14 protein-coding genes are annotated in these 17068 nt (G+C 66.7%); 5 read left to right on the top strand and 9 right to left on the bottom strand.

What is annotated here, in order from left to right; genetic code table 11:
- Nucleotides 1–127: 127 nt before the first annotated feature.
- Nucleotides 128–877, bottom strand: a complete 750-nt coding sequence (locus ACLP4W_RS13210; protein ID WP_442382355.1) for a hypothetical protein — start codon at nt 875–877, stop codon at nt 128–130.
- Between the two features lie 87 nt (nt 878–964).
- Between ACLP4W_RS13210 and ACLP4W_RS13205 the strand changes: the two genes are divergently transcribed.
- Entirely contained in the window at nt 965–1462 is a 498-nt protein-coding gene (locus ACLP4W_RS13205; protein ID WP_442382354.1) for a MarR family winged helix-turn-helix transcriptional regulator, read from the top strand.
- Here the strand turns inward: ACLP4W_RS13205 and ACLP4W_RS13200 are convergent.
- From ACLP4W_RS13200 to ACLP4W_RS13190, 3 genes are read right to left on the bottom strand one after another with little or no spacing between them, the layout of a single operon-like run.
- Nucleotides 1446–2285, bottom strand: a complete 840-nt coding sequence (locus ACLP4W_RS13200) for a transglutaminase family protein (protein ID WP_442382353.1) — start codon at nt 2283–2285, stop codon at nt 1446–1448. The two genes, ACLP4W_RS13205 and ACLP4W_RS13200, sit on opposite strands and share 17 nt — an antisense overlap.
- Nucleotides 2285–3262 carry an alpha-E domain-containing protein gene (locus ACLP4W_RS13195; RefSeq protein WP_442382352.1) on the bottom strand — a complete coding sequence of 326 codons (978 nt, stop codon included), beginning with the start codon at nt 3260–3262 and terminating at the stop codon, nt 2285–2287. The genes ACLP4W_RS13200 and ACLP4W_RS13195 overlap by 1 nt, the downstream gene beginning before the upstream one ends.
- On the bottom strand, nt 3262–4971 hold the full coding sequence (locus ACLP4W_RS13190) for a circularly permuted type 2 ATP-grasp protein (RefSeq protein WP_442386566.1): 1710 nt from the start codon (nt 4969–4971) through the stop codon (nt 3262–3264). The genes ACLP4W_RS13195 and ACLP4W_RS13190 overlap by 1 nt, the downstream gene beginning before the upstream one ends.
- A 147-nt stretch (nt 4972–5118) precedes the next feature.
- Here ACLP4W_RS13190 and rpsT point away from each other — a divergent pair, with 147 nt between their 5' ends.
- Nucleotides 5119–5388 (top strand): 30S ribosomal protein S20, encoded by a 270-nt coding sequence (rpsT, locus tag ACLP4W_RS13185; protein WP_442382351.1) that lies wholly within the window; start codon nt 5119–5121, stop codon nt 5386–5388.
- Nucleotides 5389–5403: 15 nt separating this feature from the next.
- Here rpsT and holA read toward each other — a convergent pair whose 3' ends face one another.
- Genes holA through ACLP4W_RS13170 form a run of 3 tightly spaced genes read right to left on the bottom strand, consistent with a single transcriptional unit; the run spans nt 5404 to nt 8849 of the window.
- The gene (gene holA, locus ACLP4W_RS13180; protein ID WP_442386565.1) at nt 5404–6366 is read right to left on the bottom strand and encodes a DNA polymerase III subunit delta; all 963 of its coding nucleotides are present in this window, start codon (nt 6364–6366) and stop codon (nt 5404–5406) included.
- Nucleotides 6367–6396: 30 nt separating this feature from the next.
- Nucleotides 6397–7947, bottom strand: coding sequence for a ComEC/Rec2 family competence protein (locus ACLP4W_RS13175; RefSeq protein ID WP_442386564.1), 1551 nt, complete (start codon nt 7945–7947; stop codon nt 6397–6399).
- Between the two features lie 50 nt (nt 7948–7997).
- Nucleotides 7998–8849, bottom strand: a complete 852-nt coding sequence (locus tag ACLP4W_RS13170; protein WP_442382349.1) for a ComEA family DNA-binding protein — start codon at nt 8847–8849, stop codon at nt 7998–8000.
- A gap of 199 nt (nt 8850–9048) precedes the next feature.
- On the opposite strand from ACLP4W_RS13170, the gene ACLP4W_RS13165 reads away from it, so the two are divergent.
- From ACLP4W_RS13165 to ACLP4W_RS13155, 3 genes are read left to right on the top strand one after another with little or no spacing between them, the layout of a single operon-like run.
- Nucleotides 9049–10215: an acyl-CoA dehydrogenase family protein gene (locus ACLP4W_RS13165; protein WP_442382348.1), complete on the top strand. Its 1167-nt coding sequence runs from the start codon at nt 9049–9051 to the stop codon at nt 10213–10215.
- Nucleotides 10216–10222: 7 nt separating this feature from the next.
- A complete protein-coding gene (locus ACLP4W_RS13160) occupies nt 10223–11350 on the top strand; it encodes an acyl-CoA dehydrogenase family protein (protein WP_442382347.1) in 1128 nt (375 codons plus the stop codon).
- A 3-nt stretch (nt 11351–11353) separates the two neighbouring features.
- Nucleotides 11354–11776, top strand: a complete 423-nt coding sequence (locus tag ACLP4W_RS13155; RefSeq protein WP_442382346.1) for a PPOX class F420-dependent oxidoreductase — start codon at nt 11354–11356, stop codon at nt 11774–11776.
- Nucleotides 11777–11787: 11 nt separating this feature from the next.
- On the opposite strand, the gene ACLP4W_RS13150 is transcribed toward ACLP4W_RS13155, so the two are convergent.
- Nucleotides 11788–12597 carry a phthiotriol/phenolphthiotriol dimycocerosates methyltransferase gene (locus ACLP4W_RS13150; protein WP_442382345.1) on the bottom strand — a complete coding sequence of 270 codons (810 nt, stop codon included), beginning with the start codon at nt 12595–12597 and terminating at the stop codon, nt 11788–11790.
- Nucleotides 12598–12694: 97 nt separating this feature from the next.
- On the bottom strand, nt 12695–17068 hold a 4374-nt coding region (locus ACLP4W_RS13145), incomplete at its 5' end, for an SDR family NAD(P)-dependent oxidoreductase (protein ID WP_442386563.1).

The raw sequence follows: 17068 nt of genomic DNA, 5'->3' as shown, positions 1-17068 counted from the left end.
GTCTAACGACTATGCCGAGGTATGCCAAGCCGACACGCCCACTATTCTGACTACACAACCAGGCCCGCCCGAACTCTTTCCCCAGATCAACGAAACAATCGGCCCGCTCAGCTACCGCAACTTCGGGTTAGTCGCTGACCGCGGCGCCGGCCGGGGCGCGCGGTCGCAGGCGTGCGTGCCGAACATCGTTGCGCCGCAGCGGCAATAGCGCCCCGGCCACCACCAGCCATATCAACGCCGAGACCCGTGCGATCGGCAGGATGACTCCCAGTTCCGGCCAGACCAACACCAACGTGGTCAATTCGGCGAGGGCGGCGGTCGCCAGGCCGATCCAGGCCAGCAACCTCGGCGTCAATCCCAGGATCAAACTGGGCACCGCCATACCGGCGACCAGCAGGCCCAAGGCCACGATGTGCCCCGGGCCGCCGACCAGAAACACCAGGAAGTAGACCGCCCGCACCAATGCGGTGTCCGCGCTGACTTCCGGTCTCGACAGCGTCCAGGCCAACAATCCGGTCAGGCCCAGCGCGCCGGCCGCCAGGGTGCCACCGGCGAGCGCGATCGTGGCTCCGGGCGCAGTTACCCCGAGCTGCCTCAACCGGGCACTGGCCGTCGCCGCGTAGATCGCCAACGGCACCGACGACGCGAACACCGCGGTCGCGATGACTTGCACCGCGACCGGCTGGGCGCGAACGTAGGCCGCGACCGCGGCCACCGGCCCGTACGGCAACGGCATCACGCCGCCGAGTGCGACCCCGATGGCAAGCCCACCGAAGAGCAGCCCAACACAGACCAGCGCGAGCAATACCAACGGCGGCCCGCCTTGCGGACGGCGTTCTGGGACCGGCTCATTTCTGTCCGTCTGTGAATCGTTCATAGCGTGAACGATATGTCTCGATCGTCGGCCCCACAAGCCCTCGAATTATTCATTCGAAGAATTATTCGCAAATACTATGATGTGACGGTGTCATCGTCCCCAGCCAGCGACCACCCCGATGGCGTGGCCTTCCTGTTGGCTCAACTCGGCCATCACGCCGCAGCGCTATTCGCCGAGCAGGTCGCCACTGTCGAATTGACCCCACCGCACGCGGGAATCCTGCGCGTGATCGCCGCCGAGCCCGGCCGCAGCCAGCAGGTCCTCAGCGCTCAGTTGGGAATGTTGCCCAGCCGCGTCGTCGTATACGTTGACGAGCTCGAGCAGCGCGGCTATGTCGAACGGCGCCGCAACCCTGACGATCGCCGCCTGCACGCCCTCTTTCTCACCGCGGCCGGGAAAAGACTGATGCGCAAGCTTTCCGACCTCGCGCGCCAGCATGACCTCCGGCTCACCGCGGCCCTTGACCCTGAGCAGTACGGCACCCTTCGCGGGCTCCTCGCCACGGTGGCGCAGCAGCAGGGCCTGACGCCGCATGTCCACCCCGGGTACCGCACGCTTACCCGATCGGCTAAGCCAGCCGGGTGATCTCCACAATGACGTCGAGATCCGTTGCCCCTTCACCGGAATAGATGCCTTTCAGCGGGGCGACGTCGGTGTAGTCACGGCCGGCGCCCACGCTGACGTATTGCTCGGTGATCTCGGTGTCGTTGGTGGGGTCGTAGCTCCACCAACCGCCGGTCCAGGCCTGAATCCAGGCGTGGGTTCGCCCGTCCACGGTATCCCCGACGGCGGCCTTTGGTTTGGGGTGCAAGTAGCCCGACACATAACGCCCGGGAATTCCCATGCCGCGCAACGCAATCAGCATCAAGTGCACAAAGTCCTGGCAGACACCCTTGCCTTCATTCAGTGCGTCAAGCCCGGACGTGTGCACACCGGTGGTCCCCGGAAGGTAGTCCAGCTCGCCGCGCACCCACTTGGCTGCGGCGACGACGGCTTCCTGGGGATCGCAAGCCTTGGCGATCTTTTTGCCCACGGACACAACACGCTTGCTCAAAGGGGTGTGCGCGGTGGAGCGGAGCAACTCGTCGAAACGATCGATCACGGCCTCCGATTGCAGATCCTTCCAGCTGGCATCGGCCGCGGGCGGCTCCGGCCGCTCGGTCTCGACGACCGAAGAAGAGGTCACCGTGAGATCGGCGTGCGGCGCGTGCAGGTCGAACGCCGTTACGGCCGTACCCCAATAGTCGATGTAGCGGTAGGACCGGGTTGCCGGGATGGTCTCGACACGGTTGAGGATGACGTTTTGCCTGGTGTCCGACTGCGGGGTCAGCCGGGCTTCGTTGTATGAGGCGATCACCGGCGATTGGTAAGCGTACCCGGTGGTGTGCACCACCCGCATCCGCCACATCAGGCCTCGCCCTGCCTGGTGGCCAGTCGAGCGCGCTGGCCGGCATCCGACCATGCCACCCAAGGAGTAACGTGAAAGTACTGCAGCGACAACGCTTCTCCAACATCGCGACAGGTTAGCTGCAAGCCCGCCAAACGGCTGTCCAATGACTCGAGCAACACGCCGGGTTGCACGAACTCCAGTTCGCTGCGGGCCCGCCCGAGCAACCGCTGCGCCTCAGCGGTGGCCCCGATCCGGCTCTGCGGACTGCGCAGCAGCTCGTCGAGATTGTGTTCGGCCATCCTCAGCGAGTAGAACACCGACCGCGGAAACAGGCGGTCGAGCAGCATGAACTCGACGACCCGGCTGGCGTCCAGCACACCGCGGTACGCGCGCAGGTAGGTGTCGTGCGCGCCCGCCGAGCGTAACAGCGTCACCCACGCCGGGGACGAAGCGCTGTCGCCGACCCGCGACAGCAGCAGCCGCACCGTCATGTCGACCCGCTCGATCGCGCGGCCCAGCAGCATGAAGCGGTACCCGTCGTCGCGCGAGAGTGTCGAGTCGGCCAGGCCGGCGAACATTGCCGCCCGGCCTTCGATGAACGACAGAAACTCGTGTGGGCCAAGGCGTTTGGCGGCGCGCTCGCGTTCGGCCAGGGCGTTGTATGTGGTGTTGAGGCACTCCCAGATTTCGCTGGATGTCACTTCCCGCGCCGACTTCGCGTTTTCCCGCGCCGCCGTGATGGCGTCGACGATCGAACAGCCGCCCGACATGTTGGTGCCGAAGGCGACCAGGTCGGTCAACGACCAGACATCCAGGTCGTGATCCGGGGGATCGATACCGAGCACTCGCAGCAGCAACCGGGACGCCTGGTCCGCGTCTACGCTGGAATCCTCGAGCAATTGGTGCAGCGCTACGTCCAGAATTCGCGCGGTGTCGTCGGCGCGCTCGACGTAGCGACCGATCCAATAGAGCGCCTCGGCGTTACGGGCCAGCATCAGCGCATCACCTGCTGTTGCTGTTGTCGTTGCTGCTGCTGGGGCTGTTCGTCCGGGTGTTGGTCGGCCTGCTGCGACCGTTGTTGCGTCCGCTTCGAGCTTCCGTTGACGGCCGGTTCCTGAGCGGATTTCGGCAGCTTGCGCACCACCTCGGCGGCCCCCAGCTCGCGGGTGACGGCGGCGGCCCGCGGCGCCAGCACCCACGTGTCCTTGGACCCGCCGCCCTGGCTGGAGTTGACCACCCGCGAACCCTCGACCAGGGCCACCCGGGTGAGCCCACCCGGCAGCACCCAGACGTCGTCGCCGTCGTTGACGGCGAACGGCCGCAGGTCGACGTAGCGCGGGGCCAGCGCGTCTTCGACCTGGGTCGGCACGGTCGACAGTTCCATCATCGGCTGGGCGATCCAGCTTCGCGGGTCGTCGCGAATCTTCTTGGCGACGGCAGCCAAATCTTTGTCGGACGCCTCCGGACCGAACACGATGCCGTAACCGCCGGATCCCTCGACCGGCTTGAGGACCAGCTCGTCGATGCGGTCGAGGACCTCTTCGCGTTCGTCATCCAGCCAGCACCGGAACGTCTCCACGTTGGCCAGCAGCGGTTTCTCGCCCAGGTAGTACTCGATCATGGTCGGCACATAGGTGTAGACGAGCTTGTCGTCGCCGACACCGTTGCCGATCGCGCTGGAAATGACGACGTTCCCGGCGCGGGCGGCGTTGACCAGACCGGCCACCCCCAGCACCGAGTCGGCACGGAACTGCAGCGGGTCCAGGAAGGTATCGTCGATGCGCCGGTAGATGACGTCGACTTGGCGCTCGCCCTCGGTGGTGCGCATGTACACCTGGTTGTCGCGACAGAACAGGTCGCGGCCTTCGACGAGCTCAACACCCATCTGACGGGCCAGGAGCGAATGCTCGAAGTAAGCCGAGTTCGCCACGCCCGGCGTCAGGACTACGACTGTTGGGTCGGCCTCGTTGGTAGCCGCGGAGTTGCGCTGCGCCCGCAGCAGGTGTGCCGAGTAATCGTCGACGGCGCGCACCCGATGGGTGGCGAACAGGTTCGGGAAGACCCGCGCCATGGTGCGCCGGTTCTCCATCACATAGGAGACTCCGGAGGGCGAGCGCAGGTTGTCTTCGAGGACCCGGAAGTTGCCCCGATCATCGCGGATCAGGTCGATGCCGGCGACGTGGATGCGCACCCCGTTGGGCGGGACGATGCCCACGGCCTGACGGTGAAAGTGCTCGCAGGAAGTGACCAACCGGCGCGGGATGACGCCGTCGTTCAGGATCTCCTGGTCGCCGTAGATGTCGTCGAGGTACATCTCGAGGGCCTTGACCCGCTGGGTGATGCCCCGCTCCAGACGGCTCCACTCGGCGGCCGAGATAACCCGCGGCACCAGGTCCAGCGGGAAAGGCCGCTCCTGGCCGGACAGCGAAAACGTGATGCCCTGGTCGATGAACGCGCGGCCGAGCGCTTCGGCGCGGGAGTTGAGCTCTGAGGCGTCCGACGGCGCAAGCTCGGCATAGATGCCCTTGTACGGGCCGCGGACGTTGCCCTGGGCGTCGAACATTTCATCGAAGGCCAGCCAATAGCAGGCGTCCGATGTGTTGTACCCGCCGAAGATGCGCTCTGAACGCGCGTCCGGACGCCCAGAGCCGCGCGACCTCCGCCTGGCCTCCTCAAGCTGACTCGCAAGACTCACTTTAGTGATGGTGCCTCAACTCGACGTTCTGGCAGGCGACGGGTTCCCCTTTTGGGAGAAAACGTAACCGACTGATAACCTGAGCAGTCACTACTGGGTGTGGGGCGCCCCCCAAGGCAAACACCGCAAGCACCGATTCGAAGAAGGAACTGACGCGTGGCCAACATCAAGTCGCAGCAGAAGCGCAATCGCACTAACGAGCGCGCCCGACTGCGCAACAAGGCGGTGAAGTCGTCGCTTCGTACCGCTGTGCGCGCGCTTCGCGAGGCGACCCACGCCGGCGACAGGGAGAAGGCCGCGGAGTTGCTGGTGTCGACCAACCGCAAGCTGGACAAGGCCGCCAGCAGGGGCGTGATCCACAAGAACCAGGCGGCCAACAAGAAGTCGGCGCTGGCCAAGTCCCTCAACGCCCTCAACAAGCACTGAGGCCCGCCAACCACCTCATCGCCCCCGGTCGGCCACGAGCTCGGCAACCTGCCTGACCGCGGATTCCAGCGCGTAGTCCGCGTCGGCGACGGCCCCCTTGACGTTGGCGTTGAGCGCTGCCACCACTTTCATCGCGGTCGCCACCGTGTCGCGCGACCAGCGGCGAGCCTGTTTCTGGGCTTTCTGCACGCGCCATGGCGGCATCCCCAGCTCCGCCGCGAGACGATAGGGGTCTCCGGACAGCGGCCCCACCCGGCCGATCGTGTGCACGGCTTCGGCCAGCGCGTCGGCCAGCACCACCAGCGGTTCACCGCGCATCATCGCCCACCGCAGCGCCTCAGTGGCTCCCCCGACGTCGCCGGTCACCGCCTTGTCAGCGATGTCGAAGCCCTTCACCTCGGCCCTTCCGCTGTGATAGCGGCGCACCGCGACGGCATCGACGTCACCGGCGGTGTCCGCGACCAACTGCGAACATGCAGCGGCGAGCTCGCGCACGTCGGAACCAACGGCGTCCAGCAGAGCGGTCACCGTCTCCTCGTCGACCTTGACCCGCAGCGCACGAAATTCCTTTCGGATGAAGTCGACGCGTTCGCTTACCTTGGTGATCCGCGCGCACGCGTGCACGACAGCGCCAAGCGACTGCAGTTCGGTGGCCAGCGCTTTGGCTCGCCCACCGCCCGAATGCACCACGACCAGCACCGTGCCCGCCGGAACGTCGGCGGCAGCGGCGGCGATCATCGCCGCCGCGTCCTTGCCGGCTTCCGCGGCGGCCTCCAGCACCACGATGCGCTCATCGGCGAACAGCGACGGGCTCAGCAGTTCGGCGAGCTCGTAGGTGCCGACGTCACCGGCACGCATCCGGTTGACGGGGATGTTATCGGCGCCGGGGCCGGCGCCGGCCCGCTTGCGCACCGCGCGCAGCACGTCGGACACCGTCCGCTCGACCAGCAACTCCTCGTCTCCCAAGACCAGGTGCAACGGCGAAACCTCGCTCACCCCATGATGTTGTCACGACGGTCCGACTACAGACGTTCTGGGACCCAGCGGCCCGGACAACGACCAAGCCAGCAAGCAGATGACCATTGCCGCCAGGGCCAATCCGGTCGCCGTGCGAAGCCGGCGCCACCGCCGCAGCGCCACGGCCAGCAGAAGCACCAACACCGTAACCGCACCGACCACCAGCACACCGGGCACACCGGCCGGAACGGGCACCGTCGCGGCCGGCACGCCGGAGGACCACCGCGCCACATTCAAGACCCACCACAGTTCGGGCCCGGTGAAACCGATCAGCAGCTGCGCACCGGCCGGCCACAGCAGGCACAACACGGCCGCCGCGCTGCCCAGCACGGTGATCGGCGCTATCACGGGTGCCACGGCGAGATTGGCCCCCGCGGCCACCAAGCTGACCTTGCCCGAGATCCCGGCCACCAGCGGGGCGGTCACCACGTGGGCGGCCAACGCAACCGCAAGCGCGTCCGCCAGCGGCTTGGGCCAGCCTCTGCCGACCAGGCGCCGTGACCAGACCGGCGCGACGACCACCAGCGCGGCCGTCGCCAGCACCGACAGCGCGAAGCCCACGTCGACGGCCAGGTGGGGAGCAACGGCCAGCAATAGCAGCACCGTGGCCGACAGTGCCGGAATCGCTTGCCGCCGACGAGAAGACAGCATGCCGGCCAACGCGATGGCGCCCATCACGGCCGCCCGCAACACGCTTGCCGTCGGCTGCACGACGATGACGAACGCCACCAATGCCACCGCAGCGAGCCCGACGGCGGCGCGCGGGCCGATCAGCCGGGCCGAGAACAGCACCGCCGCGCACACGATCGTGACGTTGGCCCCCGATACAGCCATCAGGTGCGTCATGCCCGCCGTGCGAAAGTCACGGCTGGTCTCGGCAGTGACCGCCGAGGTATCACCGAGGACCAGGGCGGGCAGTATCGCGGCCCGATCGGCGGGCAAGGTATCGCGGGCGGCGGCGGCGAACCGGCTGCGCACGGCATGAGCGGCCCGCTGTACCGCGCTGGCGGTACCCATGGTCGGCCGGCCCGACGCAATGAGCACGGCGACCGTCAAATCGTGGCGGGTCGGACGGTTGATGCGCGCAGTAAACCGCACCGCCCGGCCCGCCATCACGCCACCGAAGTCGGACGCCTGGGCAAAAACGACGACCCGGCCAGACATCTCGTCGGAGCGCAGGCGCTGCAGGGTGGCACGAAACATCAGCCTCCCGCTGCCCAACGACACTGGGCTCTCGGTCGGGGTTACCGTCACCGGTGCGGCCGTCCCGAACGCCGCGGTGATCGGGTGGCGCCCTACCGCGTCGGCGCGCAGCGTGATCGCGAGGCCAAACCCCGCGCCCACAACGCCGATGGCCATAAGGCCGGCGCCGATTGCCGGCAACCGCGCGGTCCGGGCGGGCCGGCGCGCCGCGAAGCACGCCAGCGCACCCGCGACGGCCAGCAGCACGACACAGCACGACGCCACCACTCGCCCGACCGGCCACCAGACCCCGGCAGCGGTCACCACCCAGCTGGTGAGCGCTGCCGGTACCAGCCGCACATCGACATGCGCCGAAGGTGATTCGGCGAGGCCGGATTGGCGCACCGGTGTCAGACACGGACCAGGGCGCGCAGTTTGTCCAGCCGCGCCGGGCCGATGCCGTCGACATCGGCGAGCTGGTCGACGCTGGTGAATTTGCCGTTGGCCTGCCGCCACGCCACGATCGCGGCGGCGGTCACCGGTCCCACGCCCGGCAGGGCGTCCAGCTGCTCCACGGTCGCGGTGTTGAGGTCGAGCACCTCGCCCGTCTTCGGCTTCACCGATCCCGATACCGGTCCCGGTGCGGGTGCCCCAGACCGCGGCGCCGAACCGGAGGCCACCGAGCTGCCGAGCGCCGTCTTCTGCCCTGGCACGGGAGCCAGCCCGACCACGATCTGCTCGCCGTCGCCGAGTGGGCGGGCCATGTTCAATCCGATAGTGTCCGCACCGGTCACCGCGCCGCCGGCGGCCTGCAGCGCATCGGCGACGCGCGCGCCCGGTGCCAGCGTGACCAGTCCGGGGGTGTGCACCAGGCCAACCACGCTGACCACCACCGGCCGGTCCGGATTGGCCGATGACTTCGGGCTTGCCGTGGCCGCCTTCTCCACCGGCGGGAGCTTCGCCGACATCACCGGCGCCGGGCGATCGCGCAACACCGTGAACACCGTGATCAGTACGGCAAGGGCAGCCACCACCGCCAGCGCGATGGCGCCGGCGCGGCCCGGGTCGGCGCGCACCCCGGCCACCCAGCCCCGGCTCTGGGACGCGTCAGGAAGCCACCGCGGCAGCAGCGAATTCTGGTCGTCATCCGACACGTGCTCGTTCGACTCCGACCCCGTGCCGTCGGAGTCGGCGTGCGCATCGCTATCCGGGTCGGTACCTAGCCGTCGATGCAGTCGCTCGGCGGGAAGTTCTGTTCGCATGCGCCGACGGTAGGTGCGCCGTCCGCCACAACGTCCCCGCGGAGCGGCGTCGCCACGCCCGCCTGTGGATTAACCCGAGGCTGTGTACAAGCACAGCATGGGATGGGTCAAGATGGAACGCGGAGCGCACGACCTGGACGGGACGCCCGTCGTCCGAAAGCGGGTCACCACGCTCATCCCCATACGTTAGGAGGCCGCCTTGAAACTGGGGCTCACACCGGAGGAAGCCGCGTTCCGCGACGAACTTCGCACCGTCTACACCACCAAGATCCCCGAAGAGCTCCGCGAGCTGGTGCGTCAGGGCTTGTCACTGTCTCGCGACCAGATCGTCACCAGCCACAAGATCTTGAACGAACACGGTCTCGCGGTACCGAATTGGCCGGTCGAATGGGGCGGCAAGGACTGGACACCCACCCAGTACCAGATCTGGACCGACGAGATGCAATTGGCGTCCGTCCCCGAGCCGCTGAACTTCAACGTCAAGATGGTCGGCCCGGTGATCGCCGAATTCGGCTCCCAGGAGATCAAGCAGCGCTTCCTGCCGCCCACCGCCAGCATCGACATCTGGTGGTGCCAGGGGTTCTCCGAGCCCGAGGCCGGGTCTGACCTCGCCGCACTGCGCACCACCGCGGTCCGCGACGGCGACAGCTACGTCGTCAACGGGCAGAAGACATGGACCACGCTGGGCCAGTATGCGGACTGGATCTTCTGCCTGGTGCGCACCGACCCGCAGGCGCCGAAGCGCCAGGCCGGCATTTCGTTTCTGCTCATCGACATGACAACTCCGGGCATCACCCTGCGGCCGATCAAGACGATCGACGGCGGGCGCGAAGTCAACGAGGTGTTCTTCTCCGATGTTCGCGTGCCCGCCGATCAGCTTGTCGGAGAAGAGAACCAGGGCTGGACGTACGCAAAATTCCTACTGGGCAACGAGCGCACCGGCATCGCCGGAGTGGGCCGGACCAAGGTGCGCCTCGCCGAGGTGAAAAAGCACGCCGCACAAACCGGGTTGCTGAACGATCCGCTGTTCGCGGCGCGGCTGGCCGAGGCCGAAAACGAGCTGCTGGCACTCGAACTCACGCAGGCGCGGGTGGTCTCGGACTCCGCGGACGGTAAGCCGAACCCGGCATCGTCGGTGCTCAAGATGCGCGGTAGCCAATTGCAGCAGCTGGCCACCGAGCTGCTCGTCGAGGTGGCCGGTCCCGACGCGCTGCCGGCGGATGGCCTAAATATCGGAGACATCGGCTCGCCGCCGTGGGCGCAATCCAGCGCCCCCCGCTACCTCAACTACCGCAAGACATCGATCTACGGCGGCAGCAACGAAGTGCAGCGCAACATCATCGCGTCCACCATTCTGGGATTGTGAGGCAGCCATGGACTTTCAGTTGAGCAACGAGCAGGTTCTGCTCCGCGACACCACCCGTGACCTACTGTCGCGCACCTATGACCCCGAGAGCCGCAACAAGATCATCGAAACCGAGCTCGGCTGGAGCCGCGATGTCTGGAGCCAGCTCGCCGACACCGGCATTCTCGGTCTCGGTTTCGAACCTCAGGAGGCCGGCCAGATCGAGATCATGCTGGTGCTCAACGAGATCGGGCGGCGGTTGGCTCCCGAACCCGTCGTGCATGCCGCCCTGGCGCCCGGCGCGCTGATCGCCGAGCACGGAAGTGACGCGCAAAAGCAGTTGCTGGACGACGTCGCGGCGGGCCAAAAGCTGCTCGCGTTCGCCCACCTTGAAGCCGGCCACCGCAAGCCGACCGCGAAGGTCGCCACTCATGCTGTGCGACACGGCAATTCGTGGACCCTGAGCGGAACCAAGAACCCGGTACTGGCCGGTGACTGCGCCGACACATTGGTGGTCAGCGCCGCATTGCCCGACGGTGGCACCGGATTGTTCTTGGTCGATGGCTCGCCGGACAACGGGGCGGTCACCCGGCACCCTTACCCGACGTTCGACGGTCAGCGCGGCGCTCAGATCGATCTGGACTCCGCGCCCGCCGAGCCTCTTGGCGACGACTCCCAAGCGGTCGACGCGTCGCGCGCCATCCGTGACGCCATCATTCGCATCCAGTCGGCGTTGTGCGCCGAGGCCGTCGGCGCAATGGAGGAAGCGTTACGCCTGACCACCGACTACCTCAAGACCCGCAAGCAGTTCGGCGTCACGCTCAATAAATTCCAGGCGCTCACCCAGCGGGCCGCCGACATGTACGTGTCGCTGGAATTGGCCCGCAGCATGAGCCTCTACGCCGCTATGTCGATCGCCGATGGCAACCTCGACCCGGTGATCGCGTCCCGGGCCAAGTTGCAGGTCGGCCGGTCGGGCCGGCATATCGCGCAGGAGTCGATCCAGATGCACGGCGGCATCGGCATGACCGCGGAATACCCGGTCGGCCACTACGCCGCGCGGCTCACCGCGATCGAGCACACCCTGGGCTCCTCGCAGGACCACCTGCAGAACCTGATCGACCACATCGCCGACTACGAGTTGGCCAAGCTCTAGCGGATGGCCGAGCTCTCTCATAAAGTCGTCGAGTTCCTCTCGGCGGGCACCCGCACCGGGATGCTGGCTTTCGTCGCTGCCGACGGCCGACCCCTGGTCGTTCCGGTGTGGTTCGTCGTCGACAACGGCGAGTTGGTGTTCAACACCGGCCGTGACACGTCGAAAGGGCGTGCCCTGGATCGTGATCCGCGAGTCGCGATCTGCGTGGACGACCCCCATCCACCGTATTCGTTCGTTCAGGTGCAGGGTGTGGCGACGCTGGGCGAGGATCCCCACGACGTGCTGGATGTCGCGACCCGGACAGGCGCACGGTACATGGGCGCCGACCGTGCCGATGAATTCGGCCGTCGCAACGCCGTTCCCGGCGAATTGGTCGTGCGGGTGCGCCCGACCAAGGTCATCGCCGGATTCGATATCAGCGACTGATCGATTCCGCCTCAGTCCTTGGCCAAGCAGTAAATCCGGTAGGACAAATCCCCACTGCGCGTATCGCGGTTGAACAGCTCGCCTTCCAGGCCGGTTTGAGCGCGGGCCACACCGCGCAGCACTTTCGGCACGCGCCGATCGATCAGCTCCAGCAACCGCTGAGAATTCTTGTCGATCGCACGCAGCACCTGCTCGTTGATGATCTCGCACGAAAGCACACGCATCGGACACTCGGCCAACGCCGCTTCCCACTCCGCGACAGCGGTGCGATGGCGGAGATCGGTGTACAGGAAATGCCCGCCCGGGCGCAGCACGCGTGCCACTTCGGCGAGGAAGCGGGGAAACTGGGGGTAGCAATGCGACGCTTCGACATTGATCACCGCGTCAAAGGATTGGTCGGGGAAGGGCAGGTTTTGGGCGTCGCCGTGAACGAAATCCAGGCCGGGCAGGCTATGCCTTCGTCGGCAGAAAGCGATAGCGGCCCCGTTGCGGTCGAGTCCCGTGTAAGACGCCGGGTGGAGGGTGCGGAATAGGTACGAGGCTCCGCCGCCGTGGCCGCAACTGACCTCCAGCACCCTTTTTCCGCCGAGATCTGCCTGGGTGGCCGTGCGGTGGTACTGCTGGATGCAGAGCCGGTTGGGTTCGTCGGAAGCCTCCAGCGGGATGGCCATCGGCGGCTCTTCCTCGTAGCCGTAATTGAGGAACAACATTTCGTCGATGATGCCGCCAAGCCTCATCAGGCGGGTGCCCAAGGGATACCCATACTTGGCTTTGAGTTTTTCCACCAACGGGTTCGCCGTCAGTCGGTCGATAACGGACATCCCGAGAGTATTGCACCCACGTTCAATGTAATTCGGAGAATGCTCTAAAAGGGCTCAGTGCGCCACGAAGCCCCGCACATGTTGATTCGTTGAATCATCAGGTGGGCTCGGGCGCACCGACGGATTCCACTCCGCTTGTCTGTGAGCCCGACTGTGAGGCCAACTCCGGCACCTGGCCGGCTAGGTACTCAGCGAGCGACCCGATCGTCGGATAGTCGAATACCGCGGTAGCGCTGATCGTGAACGCGCCACCGAACTGGCTGTACAACCGGTTACGGAGTTCGACCGCCATCAGTGAATCCGTACCCAGGTCAAGGAACCGACTGGTTGCCGCGGGCGGTTGCGCGAGCCGCAGGAAGCCCTGTACTTCCTGCTGGAGGAATTCGGTCAGGAATCTTGCCCGCTGCGCCTCGGGCACCTCCCGCAGTTGCCGGAGCAACTCACCGTCGCCGGTCGGCTCCGCGACGGCACTCGGCAACACGAGGTCGAGAATCGGTGGACGAGAACCGCCCAGCAGCTTCGCCGCACGCTGCCAGTTGGCCTTGATGACGGTTGCCTGGCCAGTTCCATTGGCGACAACCTCGGCGAGCGCGTTGAGGGCAGCCGTGGGTTCCAGCGGAACCAGGCCTTGCGCACCGAGATTGGCGCGCGCAGCCTCCGAAGAGGCCATGCCCCCCTTGGCCAAGGGACCAAAGTTGACGCCGGTCGCCGGCAGGCCCTGCGCCTTTCGTTCCGCGACCAGCCCGTCGAGCAGCGCGTTGGCAGTCGAGTAGTTGGCCTGGCCGGGTGAACCGAGCAAGCTGGCCACCGAGGAGGACACGATGAAGAAGTCGAGATCGTCGTTCTTCGTCAACCGGTCTAAGTAGCAGGCACCGAACGCCTTGGGCGCCAACGTCGTCCGGAAACGCTCGAGGCTCTGCTGTGACAGCAGCGCGTCGTCGAGCACGCCCGCCAAATGCACCACCCCCGCGAGCGGCGGCAACTCCGCCCGGATCCGCTCCAGCAGCTCTCCGACCTGCGCCTCGTTGCCGACATCGGCCGCGAAGGTGTGGACGCGGCACCGGTAGCGCTCGGTGATGTCGTCGATTGCCCGTTCTGCGTCGGCATCGGGCGCACGCCGGCTGGTCAACACGATGTCACCGGCCCCGAGTTGGGCCAGATGGGCCGCCGTGTGCAGGCCGAGTGCACCGAGTCCACCGGTGATCAGATAGCTCCGATCGCCGCGCGGCTGTAGCGGTTTCGGCATCTGCAGCACGATCTTCCCGATATGCCGCGCCTGCTGCATGCGGCGAAACGCCGTCTTCGCCTCCGTCAGCGGATATATCTCGACGGGTAGTGGCGTCCACTCGCCACTGGCCAACCCATCCGACACCTCGGCCAGCAGGCCACGGATACGCTCGGGCTCTTGCACGGTGGTCCCGTCCAGCGCGACGATCTCGTAGGCGATATCGGGACGGGCCGCCGCCATCTGCTCCGGAGTCCAGATGTCCCGCTTGGCGATCTCGGCGAACCGGCCACCCTGTGCGGTGGCCCGCACGGTCGCTTCGATGAACCCCTCGTTGGTCAGGCTGTTGAGCACCACGTCGACGCCGGCACCGTCGGTATCGGCGAGGATCTGATCCGCGAAGTCCGTACTGCGCGAGTCGTAGACGTGTTCCACACCCATCTTGCGCAGCGTCGCGCGTTTGTATGTACTGGCGGTGGCGAAGACGATCGCACCGTGCTGCTGGGCCATCTGGATCGCGGCCAATCCGACACCACCGCTCGCGGCGTGGATGAGCACGCGGTCACCGGGCCGCACATTCGCCCAGTCGAACGCGAGCCGCGCCGTGAGTGCCGCAGCGGGAATGGTCGCCGCGGCTACCGCGCTCAGCCCGTCGGGCACCGGCGCCAGCAACTGAACCGGCACATTGAACCGGCTGGCGAACGCGCCCTGCATGAAGCCGAAGACGCGCTGTCCGACCTCGAGTCCGGTGACGCCGCTACCCAACTGGGTAACGATGCCGGAGAAGTCGCCGCCGATCGGGCCCGGATCGCCCGGGTAGAGGCCGAGCACGTTGAGCACATCCCGGAAGTTCAAGCCAGCGGCCTCCACCCGGATCTGTACATAGCCCTCGTCCGGCGGCAGCACCTCCGCCTCGGTCAGACGCAAGTTGTCGATCGCGCCGCGTTCAGTGGGCGCCAGGACGTAATCGGTTGCCCGCGGTACCGCGAGATGACCGCTGCGCGCCCATGGCACTAACCGGGACGCCAAGAACTTTCCTTGCCGCAGTGCGAGTTCGGGTTCCTCGATCGGTGCGGCGAGAAGGCCGGCCAGCGAGTGCACGGCCTCCTCTGATCCGTCGTAATCGACCAGCCTGCAGTGCAGGGCCGGTTCCTCGGTGATGATGGTGCGGCCGAGTCCCCACAGCGCTGCCTGCACCGGGTCGACCGGCTCGCCGGACTCGGTCGCCACGGCCCGTTCAGTGATGATCCACAGACCACCGGGAAGTTTGACCATCTCATCGGCCTGCAGGGTATGCACGGCACTGAGCAGCTGGTCGATCTCGATCTCCAGCCGCGCGGCAGATTCAGCGCTCGACTCCTCCGCACTCGGTCCGGCGCTGCGCCAGACGATGCCGGAGAACGGTTCACCACGCTCTCGAGCCTGCGCCAACAGCTGCCCCAAGGGCTCCGGATTCACTGAAATTGAGGCCCGGTCAAAAGAGATGCAGCCCGGCAGGTCGGCCGCCAGTTCGTCGAATCCGGCAATCAGCCAGGTGCCGTTCACGTTTCCGGCTCCCCCGATATCACCGTTCGACGGCGGAGGCAGCACCTCGTGCCAGCCGAGGGTATACAACAGCCGGGTGGCGTCGCCGCCGAGTCCGCGCAACAACGCCTCTCGGGGCGCGCGTTTGACCGTGAACTCGCGAATCCCACCCAGCTGGCGACCGTCCCGATCGACGAAATCGAGATCGAAGACTTGGGTTTCGCTGTCGAGGGCGCTGGTATGCCACCTCGCGCGGCAATAAAACCGTCGGGGCATCTTCTCCAGCAGCTCTACCCGCCCGTACCGCAACGGCAAGAACAGATCGGCTAGACCTTGTTCGGCCGCGACGAGCGCCGGGAAAGCGGGGAACGCGACTCCGGTGCACAGGTCCAGTAGCACCGGATGGATCGGCTCGCTTCCGAGCTGTTCGGCGAGTTCGTCGCCGACGATGACATCGCCGATCGCCTCACCTTCGCCGACCCACAGCGATTTGAGGGACGTGGACCAGGTAGGCCCCCATGCCAACTCCATGTCGGCGAAGGTCTCGAAGAGCTGCTGCGGACGCGTGCGGTCCAACCGCTCGAGTGCCGCGTCGATGGAGTCCGCCGGATCGGGTGCCGGCTCGTCGCTGACACCGGAGACACCGGTGACCCCCGGCTTCAGGGTGCCATCGGCGTTCAACGACCAGTCAGCGTCGCGATCACCGTATGGGCGGCTGTGGACCTGAAAGGTCCAGCCGCCGGCATCGATCGGATGCAACGTCAGCTGCACCTCCCGGGAATTCTTGTCGCCCAGGATGATCGGCTCATAGAAAAAGACGTCTTGCACCCGCCCCGGCGGCCCAACCGCGGCCAGGGCCATCGCCGCGTACGTCGCGCCCGGAACGACAACGGTGCCATAGATGACGTGATCGGAAAGCCACGGCTGCGATTTGATCGACCACCGGCTGGTGTATACGGAGTCCCCGGAGGCGAGATCTTTTGCACTACCCAGGATTCCGGATTCGGCGGCGCCCTGACCATCGATGCCGGCGATGCCGGAAGTCTTGGGCCAGAAGCGACGGCGCTGGAACGGATAGGTGGGCAGTTCGAGTCTGCGGCGAGGTTGACGACGCAGCGCAGCGAACTTGGGCCGCTGGCCGCTGACGTAGGCCGCGGCCAGCGCTTCGGCGATCTGGCGCCGGTCGCCGACGCCCTTGCGCAGCGAAACGATCGCACGCGGCGCGGCCAGATGTTCCGGCCAGACCTGCACCGCAGCCCCCGTCAGAACCGGTTGCGGACCGATCTCCATCAGCACCGAGCATCCCAGCGCCGCCACGGTGCGCACGCTTTCGGCGAACTGCACCGGCCGGCGGGAATGCCGCCGCCAATATTGGGCGTCCAGCGGGGTTTCCGCCGTGAGCACGGCGCCGGTTCGGTTGCAGACCAACGGCAACGTCGGCACAGCGAACTGCAACCGCGCTGCGTACGACTCGAATTCACCGAGCACCGGCTCCAGCAACTCCGAATGGAAGGCGTGGCTGGTCTCAAGCCAGGTGCACCGGCTCCCGTCATTGCCACATCTGGCGACGATCTGTTCTAGATCCGCGCCGGGACCCGACAGCACCGTGTTGGGGCCGTTGTAGGCGGCGACCGACACTCGGGGGAACTCGTTGGCGATCTCCTCGACGTACTTGGCGTCGGCGAACACCGCCACCATTCGCCCACCGTCGGGCAGACTGCC

The sequence above is a fragment of the Mycobacterium sp. genome, assembly GCF_052145595.1.
GTDB lineage: Bacteria > Actinomycetota > Actinomycetes > Mycobacteriales > Mycobacteriaceae > Mycobacterium.
The sequence above is the reverse complement of the archived record's forward strand: the minus strand, read 5'-3'. Positions and strand labels throughout refer to the sequence as shown.

What these genes read in the sequence shown, in the direction of transcription:
- ACLP4W_RS13170 (WP_442382349.1), bottom strand. Translation starts at nt 8,849, where the DNA reads ATGCGAACAGAACTTCCCGCCGAGCGACTGCATCGACGGCTAGGTACC.
- ACLP4W_RS13200 (WP_442382353.1), bottom strand. Translation starts at nt 2,285, where the DNA reads ATGTGGCGGATGCGGGTGGTGCACACCACCGGGTACGCTTACCAATCG.
- ACLP4W_RS13150 (WP_442382345.1), bottom strand. Translation starts at nt 12,597, where the DNA reads ATGTCCGTTATCGACCGACTGACGGCGAACCCGTTGGTGGAAAAACTC.
- ACLP4W_RS13195 (WP_442382352.1), bottom strand. Translation starts at nt 3,262, where the DNA reads ATGCTGGCCCGTAACGCCGAGGCGCTCTATTGGATCGGTCGCTACGTC.
- ACLP4W_RS13155 (WP_442382346.1), top strand. Translation starts at nt 11,354, where the DNA reads ATGGCCGAGCTCTCTCATAAAGTCGTCGAGTTCCTCTCGGCGGGCACC.
- ACLP4W_RS13160 (WP_442382347.1), top strand. Translation starts at nt 10,223, where the DNA reads ATGGACTTTCAGTTGAGCAACGAGCAGGTTCTGCTCCGCGACACCACC.
- ACLP4W_RS13210 (WP_442382355.1), bottom strand. Translation starts at nt 877, where the DNA reads ATGAACGATTCACAGACGGACAGAAATGAGCCGGTCCCAGAACGCCGT.